This window comes from Faucicola mancuniensis, from assembly GCF_046523945.1.
GTDB classification, from domain to species: domain Bacteria; phylum Pseudomonadota; class Gammaproteobacteria; order Pseudomonadales; family Moraxellaceae; genus Faucicola; species Faucicola mancuniensis.
This window is the reverse complement of record NZ_CP171363.1, coordinates 112,784-124,643: the sequence shown is the minus strand read 5'-3', so window position 1 is coordinate 124,643 and position 11,860 is coordinate 112,784. Positions and strand designations below refer to the sequence as shown.

The following is an 11,860-nucleotide window of genomic DNA, read 5'->3' as shown; positions in this document are numbered from 1 at the left end:
TTGGTCTAAAAATGGGTTATTTTAACAAATTTTTGCCAAAAAATCTGTTTCGCTTTGTCAAAATTTTGGAAAAGAAAATGGGCTTTAGAAGACGTTACGAACGCTTGGGAATGGAAATTTCAGTGGGACTTGCTATAGCTTGTATTTTTCCGTGTTATGTGTTTTTTTCGGTCAGTCGCAAAAAAGAAGGTATCATTTGTTTGATTTTACAATTGACCATTTTACTGGCACCGATTGCCATTATTGGGGGGATTTGGGGCGTGTTTACATACCACAGACAGGCGACTTTAAAACATTTTTCTGAAGATGATGAATGGCTTTAATCCCAAAAATTAACTTTAAAATCATGTGTTCATCCATCAAAAAAATTGATAAAACACTTGTCAAAATCATAAAAACCACGCATAATAGTTACATATTTCAGGAGAGTATGGTTTTTGATTTGTTATCAATTTAAAAAATAATCCTTTTTTAAATCACCAATAACCATCACCGAAGGCGTAAAAACCCTATAATCGCTCAGGTAACAGGACTGGAATTGCACTTTTATTTTTTTTTCAAAATTATCAAAAGTGATAAATCTGGAGAGTGTGTTTTTTTTAACCATTTTTGTAGGGGCGTATTGAATACGCCCAAAATAAACAAAATTAATGGTAAAAGCACCACCGAAGGGGAAAAAATAAGTGTCTATATTGTATTGATAGGCATTTGTTGAAAATCTCAGGTCACAGGACAGATAGGGCTTTATCAATCATGGTGTATTGATTGATAATTTCGCCTATTTTTTTGTAATCTAAGATTTTACCCATTTCACAAGGATTTATCATGTCAGACAACAAACAACTAAAACGCACTCCTTTTTATCAATCTCACCTTGACAATAACGGTAAAATCGTGGATTTTTCAGGTTGGGAATTGCCAATTCATTACGGTTCACAAATCGCCGAACACGAAGCCGTTCGTACAGATGCAGGTATGTTTGATGTGTCGCATATGGTGATAACGGACATTGTCGGAGCGGATAGCAAGGCTTGGTTACAAAAACTGCTTGCCAACGACATCGCCAAAGCAAAAACGGTCGGCAAAGCTATTTATTCAGCAATGTTAAATGACAACGGTGGCGTGATTGACGATTTAATCGCCTATCGCATGAACGAAGCGGAAACCGAATACCGTATCGTGTCAAACGCCGCTACGCGTGATAAAGATTTAGCCCAATTTAACAAAGTTGTCAAAGATTTTGGTTTTGATGTTACCATTACCGAACGTCCAGAGCTTGCCATGCTTGCGGTGCAAGGTCCAAAAGCAATTGAAAAATTGGCAAATGCAAAACCAACTTGGGCGGAAAGTTTAAACGCATTAAAACCCTTTGTCGGTAAAGATTTGAGCGAGATTGAAGGCAAAGATTGGTTCGTTGCCAAAACAGGTTACACAGGCGAAGACGGTGTGGAAGTGATTTTGCCAGAAAGCCAAGCAGGTGAATTTTTTAATCTGTTAAAAGACAATGGCATTACGCCAACAGGCTTAGGGGCGAGAGATACGCTACGCCTAGAAGCAGGTATGAATTTGTACGGACACGAAATGGATGAAACCATTAATCCGTACGAGTGCGGTATGGCGTGGACGCTTGCGGTCAAAGATGAGCGTGATTTTATCGGTCGCAAAGCCATGCAGGACAAGCAAGAAAAAGCCCTTGCTGATGGTACAGATGTCATGCAAGTTGGCTTGGTGCTTGACGGTCGTGGCGTGTTGCGTGATGGTATGGAAGTTACACTTGCCAATGGCAAAAAAGGCGTGATTACCAGCGGTACATTTAGCCCAAGTTTAAAGCAATCAATTGCCATTGCTCGTATTCCAACGACTACTGACACAACGGCAAATGTGGATATGCGTGGCAAAGCGACTGAAGTTCGTATTATTTCTTTACCGTTTGTAAGAAATGGTAAAAAACAGTTTGATTAACCGTTTATCGGTGTTATGATACGGTTTAACAAGATGATGTTTTTTCATTGTCTTGTTAATTAGTAGTCATACTAATTTTATTTATTATTTTTTTTAACAAAACAAAAAGGTATTTTACATGAAAAAATTACTTGCTTTAGTGCCAGTTGTCGTTATCATGACAGCCTGTACTTCTACTAAAGTAGCTCAACCAAGCCCATCACAAGTTCAAGCTGTGTTGGCAAAATCACAAACTTTCAAATGCGATAACAACGCTGAAGTGGTATCTGTGATTTCTGAGCGTAATGGCGACAACTATGCAAATATCAACATCACTGCACCAACATTAAGCCTAAACCAAGCTGCCGTTCAATTAAAACAAGACGTATCAGCATCTGGCAACCGCTTTACTGTATCAAATGCGACAACCGCTTATGACTGGGCGATTAAAGGTTCTGAAGCTGCTTTGACAGTTACAACCAACGGTCAAGAATTTAACTTTGGCTGTACTGCTCAATAATTTTTAACGGATAGTTAATATTTGTTAAATAATGTGGTTGGTAAAAATCTATTTTATCAATCACATTTTTATTATTTTTTTAAGATAACTGATAAAAATATGGCTGATAAAAATCGCTATCTTGAATTTTTTGTAGAAGAATTAAGTATTTTTTTAATCCAATCTGTCATATTTTTTATGGTGATTGTTTTTTCTAGTCTTTTTTTTTCAAGACGGTAAAACGTTAGACAGAATTATTGATGGCAAGTATAATGACTACATTTATTTAGATTTTTTATACTCTATTTTTGCTATTATTTTTGTATCTGGATTGGTCAGTTTATTTTTAAAAATCATTGGTTCTGACCATAAATATTACAAAAATATTAACGTTGTGCTAAATGAAATTCCCAAAGTTTTTTATGTCATGGGTAACAGTGTCGGTATCACCGCCATGCCCCTGTCATTAGAACCTGTGAATGATAAAGCCTTTAATTTAGAATGGTTTAGCGAAGGTTTGACAATATTTGTTTGTTATTTTTTAATCGGATTAATATTTTCTTTTTTGCTAAATAAAAACAACCCAAACTCACTAGGAGAAACTCATGAGTAACACCCCAGCCGATTTAAAATATGTCGCAAGCCACGAATGGTTACGCCAAGAAGCAGACGGCACAATTACCGTTGGTATCACGCACCATGCCCAAGATTTGTTGGGCGATGTGGTTTATGTTGAATTGCCAGAAGTCGGTAGCAACGTTGAAGCTGATGATGAAATTGCCGTTGTAGAATCGGTAAAAGCCGCATCAGACGTGTACGCACCGATTGCAGGTGAAATTATTGAAATCAATGAAGCGTTGGTTGATGCACCAGAAACGGTAAACGCTGACCCATATGGCGAAGGCTGGTTCTTTAAAATCAAACCTGCAAACCCAAGCGATTATGAAGGCTTGATGGACGCTGACGAATATCAAGATTCAATTTAATTAATCTTATCCTTATATGGTGGGTTGACCCTTTAGGGCGTAACCCACCATACTGATTTTAACAGGTGTTTGGTGGGTTACGCTATCGCTAACCCCTCTACTTTAAACTTTTTTAATTTTTTAAACCAATATAATTTAATATAAAAACCCCATGAAAACAGACCCAAAAAATGTAAATTTTCACGATGTTATCACTTCTCGCCGTTCTGTACGTTTGTTTACCGATACGCAAGTGCCTGATGAAGTGATTGACAAATGTTTGGATATGGCATTGCTTGCTCCAAATTCTAGCAATTTACAGCCTTGGGAATTTTATGTGATTGAAAATCCAGAAATTCATAAAAAAGCCATTGAATACTGCATGAGCCAAAATGCGGCAAAAACCGCCAATAAACTGATTGTATGCGTAGCTCGTAGCGATACTTGGCGACAAAACGCTCAAGATAATATCAAATTTTACCCTGTGCAACCTGTGCCAAAAGCGGTCAAGGATTATTATGGCAAATTGATTCCGATTGCGATGGGGCGTGGGGCGATGAATGTGCTTTCCCCTGCAAAATGGGTAGCGATTAATACGTTACGCCAAGTCAAAGGGGCGATGGTTGAGCCGATGTATAGCGAGACGGATATTAAGACATGGGCGTTGGCAAACCTGTATTTGGCGTGTCAAAACTTTATGTTAGCGGTGCGTGCGTTCGGTTTTGATAGTTGTCCGATGGGCGGTTTTGACGAGCCAAAAATGAAACAATTGTTAGGTTTGCATGCTCATCAACATATTGGCATGGTGATAGCCGTTGGCGAACGTGCGGAAAAAGGGATTTATGCCGAGCAATATCGTTTTGATAAAAAACAGTTTGTTTTTAAGGTTTGATTGTTTTTAGTTTTTAGTTTTTTTAAATTAAAAAAAGGGGAAATTATGCAGATTTTGTTAGATGTCAATCCTACAACTTATCAAGCTTTTCAAGCACTTAATATTGATGAAAAACAATCAGTCAAACAAATTTTTGATAACTTGGTAAACACGATTTTTTTATCAAAACAACAAGCAAAAACCACAACAATTGAAGATAGTTTCGGTATTTTAACGGCAAATAAAAGTTTGTCATTAGAAGAAATGGATAATGTCATTGCCAAAGCTGGTGCAGGTTTATGATTGCGTTAGATACCAATGTTTTGACACGAGTTTTTGTCAATGATGTTGAAAATACAACGCAATGCCAATTGGCTCGTGAGTTAGTCAAAAAAGCCAAATATGTTTTTATCAGTCAAAATGTACAAGTTGAATTAATTTGGCTGTTAAAACAAGGCTATAATTTTGAAAAAGCTAGTATTATCAAAACCTTAGAACATTTGTTAAATAGCGAATATTTTTTGCTTGAAAATCAAGAAATTTTTCAAACTACTTTAGATTTATACCGTAATTAAAACGCTGATTTTTCTGATTATATGATTCTAAGTACCGCCCAAAAAAATCACGTTAAATTATGGACTTTTGATAAAAAATTAAGCAAAGCAGAAAATGCTTAATTATTAAACGAACAAAATTTTATCAATTTTATTTAAGCAACCAAACCAAAAAACAACCCCTTAAAACCATCTATAAAAGGAAATTTTATGAGCCAAACTACCTTTAACTCATTTTCTGATGTGTTTAATCATTCAGAATTTATCAGCCGTCATGTTGGCATTAGTCAAGACGAAAAAACCGCCATGCTCCAAGCCGTTGGGGCAAAAGATATGGCAGATTTTATCAACCAAACCGTCCCTGCATCGGTGCGTTTAAACAAAGATTTAGACTTGCCAAACAGTATGCCAGAGCATGAAGCGTTGGCAAAATTGCGTGGCTTGGCGGACAAAATCACCGTGAATAAAAGCTACATCGGCATGGGCTACTATCCAACTCGTGTGCCTGCGGTGATTCAGCGTAACGTGCTAGAAAACCCGGGTTGGTACACAGCTTATACGCCATATCAAGCCGAAATTTCACAAGGTCGCCTTGAAGCCTTGTTAAATTTCCAACAAGTGTGTATTGATTTGTCTGGTCTTGAAATGGCAGGGGCAAGTTTGCTTGATGAAGCGACCTCCGCCGCCGAATCTATGACGATGGCAAAACGTGTTGGCAAAAATAAATCCAATCAATTTTTTGTGGATAGCCGAATTTTCCCACAGACCTTAGACGTGATTAAAACTCGTGCTAAATATTTTGATTTTGAAGTCGTTGTTGGCGATTTTGAAACCGCAAAAAATGGCGATTTCTTTGGGGCAATTTTCCAATACGTTGGTAAAGATGGCGATGTTGTTGATTTAACAGACGTTATCAGTGCGGTAAAAGCCAAAGGCACGCAAGCGATTGTCGTTGCCGATGTGATGAGTTTGGTTTTATTAAAATCACCTGCGGACATGGGTGCGGACGTGGCGTTGGGTAATACGCAACGTTTTGGCGTACCGATGGGTTTTGGTAGCCCGCACGCTGCATATTTTGCGTTTAAAGACAGTGCAAAACGCTCTGCCCCCAGCCGTATCATTGGTGTATCAGTGGATGCACAGGGCAAGCCAGCCTTGCGTATGGCGTTGCAAACTCGTGAACAGCATATTCGCCGTGAAAAAGCCAATTCAAACATTTGTACTTCGCAAGTTCTTTTGGCAAATATGGCAGGAATGTATGCGGTTTATCATGGTGCGGACGGCGTGAAACGGATTGCCACTCGTATTCATGCGTTGGCGACTGCGTTTGCCGATGCGGTGAAAAATGCAGGTTTAACGGTCGTTCATGAGCAATTTTTTGATACGGTATTGGTAAAAACGGATAAAGCGAACACTATTTATCAATCAGCTTTGGACAAGGGTTTTAACTTGCGTAAAGTTGATGAAAATCATCTTGCGGTTGCCTTTAGCGAAGTGAGCGATGAAAAAGATTTTGCCATTTTAACCGAAATTTTTACAGGTTCATCTGTGCAATTGGGCGAATTAAAAATTTCACTCAATGACAATTTATTGCGTAACGATGCGATTTTAAGCCACCCTGTTTTTAACAGTCATCATACCGAACATGAAATGTTGCGTTATTTGAAAAAACTTGAAAATAAAGATTTGGCGATGAATCATAGCATGATTTCATTGGGTTCTTGTACCATGAAATTAAACGCAACGAGTGAAATGTTGCCGATTACTTGGAATGAATTTGCCAATGTTCACCCATTCGCCCCACGAGAGCAAGTTGGCGGTTATTTGGAAATGATTGACGGTTTGCAAGAGCAATTAAAAGCGATTACAGGCTTTGATGCGATTTCTATGCAACCAAACTCGGGTGCGTCTGGCGAATATGCAGGGCTTTTGGCAATCCGCCGTTATCATGAAAGTTTAGGGCAAAACAATCGCAACATTTGTTTAATTCCACGTTCGGCACACGGCACAAACCCTGCCACCGCTCAAATGATGGGAATGCAAGTGGTCGTTGTGGCGACTGATGAATTTGGTAATGTGGATATTGCTGATTTGACCGCCAAAGCCGAACAGCACAGCGACAACTTAGGGGCGTTGATGATTACTTATCCTTCAACGCATGGCGTGTTTGAAGAAGGCATTCGTGATATTTGCGATTTGATTCACAAAAATGGCGGACAGGTGTATATGGACGGTGCGAACATGAACGCCCAAGTCGCTATGATGCAACCTGCGGACGTGGGTGCGGACGTGCTACACATGAATTTACACAAAACTTTCTGTATCCCACATGGTGGTGGTGGACCTGGTATGGGGCCAATCGGCATGAAGTCGCACCTTGCACCGTTTATCGCTAATCACGTTGTCGCTCCTGTGCCAAACGCTCAAGACGGTATGAGTGCGGTGTCGGCAGCTCCGTTTGGTTCGGCAAGCATTTTGCCAATTTCGTGGATGTACATCACCATGATGGGTAAAGACGGCTTACAACAAGCGACCGAAGTAGCATTGTTAAACGCCAACTATATGGCAAGTCAGCTAGAAGACGATTATCCTGTGCTATATAGTGGCAAAAATGGGCGTGTCGCTCATGAATGTATCATTGACATTCGTCCGCTAAAAGAAGAAACAGGCATTACCGAAGTGGACATTGCCAAACGCTTGATGGATTATGGTTTCCACGCTCCGACCATGTCATTCCCTGTCGCAGGAACGCTGATGATTGAGCCGACTGAATCTGAAAGCAAAGAAGAACTTGACCGCTTTATTTCGGCACTCAAACAAATCAAAGCAGAAGCCATGAAAGTGAAAAACGGTGAATGGACAGCTGATGACAATCCGTTGGTAAACGCACCACATACCGCTCAAGTCGTGCTTGGCGAATGGAATCGTGGCTATAGCCGTGAAGAAGCCGCTTATCCGCTTGCTTATATTCGTGAGAATAAATTCTAGCCATCGGTAAGCCGTATTGATGACGTATATGGCGATAAAAACTTGGTGTGTTCTTGCCCAAGTATTGATAATTATGAATAATTATTGATAAAATATTTTAGAAAAAATAAAAACCGCATTGATAATAATGCGGTTTTTTTATGTTGTTCAATTCGTTTATGAAAAGTATTCACAAAATAGTCTTTGATAAAAAATATGAATTTATGCTAAACTTTACGGTCAAAGAAATCTTAAATCAATCGTAGGAATAGACGATGAAACAGCCCATTCTACTTACATTATCAGCACTTTTATTTTTGACCAGCACCCACAGTTTTGCCGAAATTTATAAAACTGTTACTGCCGATGGGCGAGTGGTCTACACAGATAACGCCAACACCGCCTACCAAAACAGCAATGATAGTAACCAAATTAAAATTTTGGACAATCTAATTTCACAAAAAGCGACACCACAAAATAACGTCTCAACAAACACAAGCTATCAACCAACAAGCTCTATCATCAACCAATCTCAAAACAGCAACACCAACACACCAAATTTTTCGCAACAAGGTTCATATCAACTCACCATCACCAAGCCCGATGCGACCACCATTTATCGCCGTCCACAAAACATTGACATTGTGGTAGATGTCAAGCCAAACCTACAAGCAGGCGACCGCTTGGTATATCGTATCAACGGTAAGCACATTGCCACCACGCGGGACACACAATACACTATCAGCTCTGAAAATTACGAACCCAATCAATACCAACTTACCGTAGAAATCCAAAACGGCAAAGGCGATATTATCGCCACCAAAAACCAAAGTTTTTATATGTTGGCAAGCAATCATCTTATCCGTGAAAAACGCAAAGCCGAAGCCGAACGTAAAGCCAGACAAGCACTTTATAACCAACTACCTTGGTACAAAAAAATTGCTTACAATATCAATGTAAAATAAATTCTTATCAAGAGACTGGTTCTGTCATCAAAAATAGTTTATAATTCCACATTAATATGATGGAATTATAGGGCAAAACCATGTCATTATCAAAACGAGAACAAGTCGCTTTACAACTGTTGTCAACCTTATTAACACAAAACAAACCGAACGCCATGGCAGAAGCATTTGCCTTGGCAGATGAGTTTTTGATGGTAAGCGACCAAACCAACCCAAATCTACAACCCACCCTGCCAAAAAACGAGCAAAACCCAGCCACATCAACCACGCCAAAAAAATTTCAAATCATCAGTCCAGTTACCGGAAAATAAACATGGTAAAATATTGCTAGCTTTTTGTAAATAAACTTAAAAACTGCTTGCAAATAATAACAATTATCATTATTATAACACTTAATCAATTTGTAAAATTGGAATGATAGCCATGTTTGTCTGTATTTGTAATGCTGTAAAAGATACCGAAATTAGTAAAGCCATCGCAGAAGGGCATAATAACATTGACGCTTTAAAACAAGAGCTTGATGTCGCAACGTGCTGTGGCGGTTGTCAACCTGTTGTTGAATTCATGATTGAAGAATACGCCGACAAATTTATCCAACTTAATCCAAAATTATTTAAAGAAGTCGCCTAATTTTCTTTATTTTTTAAATTTTAATGCAAATAAAAACAATTATTGATTGTGATATTGTTTTGTAAAACTTAACAATATCACTAAAAAACCAAAGTAAAATGATAATAGTTTTTATTTGTTTTTCAAAACATTTTTCACATATTAATTGATTAAATTAAATATTTTTAATCAAAACCCTTGTTTTTATCCAAAAAATGCCATATAATAGTGGCTTAATTATGTTTTAAACCATTTTGGAGCAACTATGAAAGGCAGTCAAAAAGTTATTGATTATTTAAATTTTCTAATCAGTGGTGAGCTTGGTGCAAGAGACCAATACTTTATCCACGCTCAAATGTATCACGAATGGCATTACAACAAATTGCACGCACGTATTCATCACGAAATGGAAGAAGAAACTGACCACGCTCGTGCTTTGATTAACCGTGTGTTAATGCTTGAAGGTACGCCAAATATGAAAGTGGCGGATATCAATATCGGTGCAGACGTGCTATCTATGCTAAAATCTGACCTTGCGTTGGAATACAGCGTTCGCCAACATTTAAAAGACGGTATCAAACTGTGTGAAGAAGAGCAAGACTATGTAACTCGTGAGATTTTGGTTGCTCAATTGGTGGATACTGAAGAAGACCACGCACATTGGTTAGAGCAACAATTGGGCTTAATTGAAATGATTGGCTTGCCAAATTATTTACAATCACAATTGGGTGATGTGGAATAATTTAATATTTCTTGATTCATTTGTTTATAAAAATAAATAAAAAGGTGTGCTATGAAAGCAGAAAAAGCCGTTATTAAAGTGTTAAATCAAGCACTTGGGCAAGCGTTAATCGCTATCAATCAATATTTTTTACACGCTCGTGTGTTAAAAAACTGGGGTGTGGAAGAGCTGAATGACAAACTTTATCATCAATCAATCCATGAGATGAAATGGGACGATGAGTTGATTGAGCGTATTTTAATCCTTGAAGGTTTGCCAAATTTGCAAGAGCTTGGCAAGTTACTCATCGGTGAAAATGTGGCGGAAATTTTGGATTGCGATTTAAAATTGGAATACCAAAAAACCGAAATTTTGAAAAACGCCATTGCCGTATGCGAAGAAAACGAAGATTATGTTTCTCGTAAATTGTTGGTCAAATTAAAAGATGGTAGCGAAGAACATATTGACTGGTTAGAAACGCAACAAGAGTTGATTGAAAGCATGAACTTGGAAAATTATATCCAAAGCATGATGGACGACTAAACCTTAAAAATATAGTTGCCAAATGATGAAACCCTGTTAAACTATTGTTTAATAGGGTTTTATTTCGGGTTGAGAAATTTTACATGAAAAAATTACCACTTTTGATAACTACGGGTGAGCCAGCGGGTATTGGCATGGATATTGTGTTGATGTTGGCGGATAAACAAAAATTTGCCAATTTTAACCGAAAAATCATTATTTTGGCGGATATAAAAGCGATGCAACAACAACAAAATCAGTTGCAACAACAAAATAGCCTAAGCAAAGATATTCAGCTTTATCAATTAAATCATCAGGCAACATCGGTTGATACAATTTATCAAGATTTTGATAATATTTTAAATTTTTACAAAGATGATTGTTTAAATATTCTTCATATTGCTACTAAAAAAACGGTGATAGCAGGGCAATTGACCGATGAAAATGCCGAGATGGTATTGTCGCAGTTACAATTGGCTCATGAATTAGCTTTTTATCAAAAAGTGGCAGGGATAGTGACTGCACCGTTACATAAATCGGTGATTATGAAAATCAAACCTGATTTTATGGGGCATACCGAGTTTTTTATGGAACAATCTAGGCTTGATAAAGTGGTGATGATGTTGGCAAATTCGGCAATGAAGGTGGCGTTGGTAACGACACATTTGCCGTTGCGTGATGTACCCAATGCGATTAGCAAAGATGAAGTGCAAAAAACGGTTGATATTGTGTTGACAGATTGTCAAAATAAGTTTGGTTTGCCAAATCCTAGAATTTTGGTGTGTGGGTTAAATCCACACGCAGGGGAGAGCGGTTATTTAGGACGAGAAGAAATAGATATTATTAATCCTGTCTTAAAACAGTATCAAGACAAAGGCGTTGATATTAGTCTTGCGATGCCAGCTGATACCTTATTTACCCAAAAATATTTGGCAAATTGTGATGTGGTGATTGCCATGTATCATGACCAAGGGCTTGCACCGCTCAAATCACATGGTTTTGGTGAAACGGTGAATATTACGCTTGGGCTACCTTATATTCGCACATCGGTAGACCATGGCACAGCGTTGGATTTGGCAGGGACAGGTCGGGCGAGTGTGGATAGTTTGTATCAGGCAATTTTGTATGCTGATGATATGGCAAATCGTGCGTTGATAGATTGCTAAATGATTTTTACGATAAAAATTGATTTAAAATATGATAAAAAAATGTTAAGCTAAGCGGATTTTAAACCCAAAAATCGGAG

14 protein-coding genes, 1 pseudogene and 2 riboswitches are annotated in these 11,860 nt (G+C 38.1%); all 15 genes and pseudogenes read left to right on the top strand.

Annotation, left to right across the window (positions count from 1 at the left end; translation table 11 throughout):
- Window positions 1–11: 11 nt before the first annotated feature.
- The 15 genes and pseudogenes from ACGTJS_RS00595 (at window position 12) to pdxA (ending at window position 11,780) form a co-directional block, all read left to right on the top strand.
- On the top strand, window positions 12–323 hold the full coding sequence (locus ACGTJS_RS00595) for a hypothetical protein (protein WP_410472486.1): 312 nt from the start codon (window positions 12–14) through the stop codon (window positions 321–323).
- An 88-nt stretch (window positions 324–411) separates the two neighbouring features.
- Window positions 412–545: riboswitch (glycine riboswitch) on the top strand.
- Window positions 546–571: 26 nt separating this feature from the next.
- Window positions 572–746: riboswitch (glycine riboswitch) on the top strand.
- A gap of 79 nt (window positions 747–825) precedes the next feature.
- Entirely contained in the window at window positions 826–1,962 is a 1,137-nt protein-coding gene (gene gcvT / locus ACGTJS_RS00590; protein WP_410472485.1) for a glycine cleavage system aminomethyltransferase GcvT, read from the top strand.
- Window positions 1,963–2,080: 118 nt separating this feature from the next.
- Window positions 2,081–2,461 carry an MliC family protein gene (locus tag ACGTJS_RS00585; RefSeq protein ID WP_410472484.1) on the top strand — a complete coding sequence of 127 codons (381 nt, stop codon included), beginning with the start codon at window positions 2,081–2,083 and terminating at the stop codon, window positions 2,459–2,461.
- A 184-nt stretch (window positions 2,462–2,645) separates the two neighbouring features.
- Window positions 2,646–3,053, top strand: coding sequence for a hypothetical protein (locus tag ACGTJS_RS00580; RefSeq protein ID WP_410472483.1), 408 nt, complete (start codon window positions 2,646–2,648; stop codon window positions 3,051–3,053).
- Window positions 3,046–3,426, top strand: coding sequence for a glycine cleavage system protein GcvH (gene gcvH / locus ACGTJS_RS00575; protein ID WP_410472482.1), 381 nt, complete (start codon window positions 3,046–3,048; stop codon window positions 3,424–3,426). The genes ACGTJS_RS00580 and gcvH overlap by 8 nt, the downstream gene beginning before the upstream one ends.
- 151 nt (window positions 3,427–3,577) lie before the next feature.
- The gene (locus ACGTJS_RS00570) at window positions 3,578–4,297 is read left to right on the top strand and encodes a nitroreductase family protein (RefSeq protein WP_410472481.1); all 720 of its coding nucleotides are present in this window, start codon (window positions 3,578–3,580) and stop codon (window positions 4,295–4,297) included.
- Between the two features lie 45 nt (window positions 4,298–4,342).
- Window positions 4,343–4,579 carry a hypothetical protein gene (locus ACGTJS_RS00565; protein ID WP_315041538.1) on the top strand — a complete coding sequence of 79 codons (237 nt, stop codon included), beginning with the start codon at window positions 4,343–4,345 and terminating at the stop codon, window positions 4,577–4,579.
- Window positions 4,576–4,851, top strand: coding sequence for a hypothetical protein (locus tag ACGTJS_RS00560; RefSeq protein ID WP_410472480.1), 276 nt, complete (start codon window positions 4,576–4,578; stop codon window positions 4,849–4,851). The genes ACGTJS_RS00565 and ACGTJS_RS00560 overlap by 4 nt, the downstream gene beginning before the upstream one ends.
- A gap of 189 nt (window positions 4,852–5,040) precedes the next feature.
- A pseudogene (gene gcvP / locus ACGTJS_RS00555) lies at window positions 5,041–7,899 on the top strand (aminomethyl-transferring glycine dehydrogenase).
- 173 nt (window positions 7,900–8,072) lie between these two features.
- Window positions 8,073–8,762 carry a DUF4124 domain-containing protein gene (locus ACGTJS_RS00550; RefSeq protein WP_315041534.1) on the top strand — a complete coding sequence of 230 codons (690 nt, stop codon included), beginning with the start codon at window positions 8,073–8,075 and terminating at the stop codon, window positions 8,760–8,762.
- Between the two features lie 80 nt (window positions 8,763–8,842).
- A complete protein-coding gene (locus ACGTJS_RS00545) occupies window positions 8,843–9,073 on the top strand; it encodes a hypothetical protein (protein WP_410472479.1) in 231 nt (76 codons plus the stop codon).
- Window positions 9,074–9,185: 112 nt separating this feature from the next.
- Window positions 9,186–9,392 carry a bacterioferritin-associated ferredoxin gene (locus ACGTJS_RS00540; protein ID WP_410472478.1) on the top strand — a complete coding sequence of 69 codons (207 nt, stop codon included), beginning with the start codon at window positions 9,186–9,188 and terminating at the stop codon, window positions 9,390–9,392.
- A 244-nt stretch (window positions 9,393–9,636) separates the two neighbouring features.
- Window positions 9,637–10,113 carry a bacterioferritin gene (bfr, locus tag ACGTJS_RS00535; RefSeq protein WP_410472477.1) on the top strand — a complete coding sequence of 159 codons (477 nt, stop codon included), beginning with the start codon at window positions 9,637–9,639 and terminating at the stop codon, window positions 10,111–10,113.
- 51 nt (window positions 10,114–10,164) lie between these two features.
- Complete coding sequence (bfr, locus tag ACGTJS_RS00530; RefSeq protein ID WP_410472476.1) at window positions 10,165–10,635, top strand: bacterioferritin; 471 nt, start codon at window positions 10,165–10,167, stop codon at window positions 10,633–10,635.
- Window positions 10,636–10,718: 83 nt separating this feature from the next.
- A complete protein-coding gene (gene pdxA, locus ACGTJS_RS00525) occupies window positions 10,719–11,780 on the top strand; it encodes a 4-hydroxythreonine-4-phosphate dehydrogenase PdxA (RefSeq protein WP_410472475.1) in 1,062 nt (353 codons plus the stop codon).
- The last annotated feature ends 80 nt before the right edge of the window (window positions 11,781–11,860 follow it).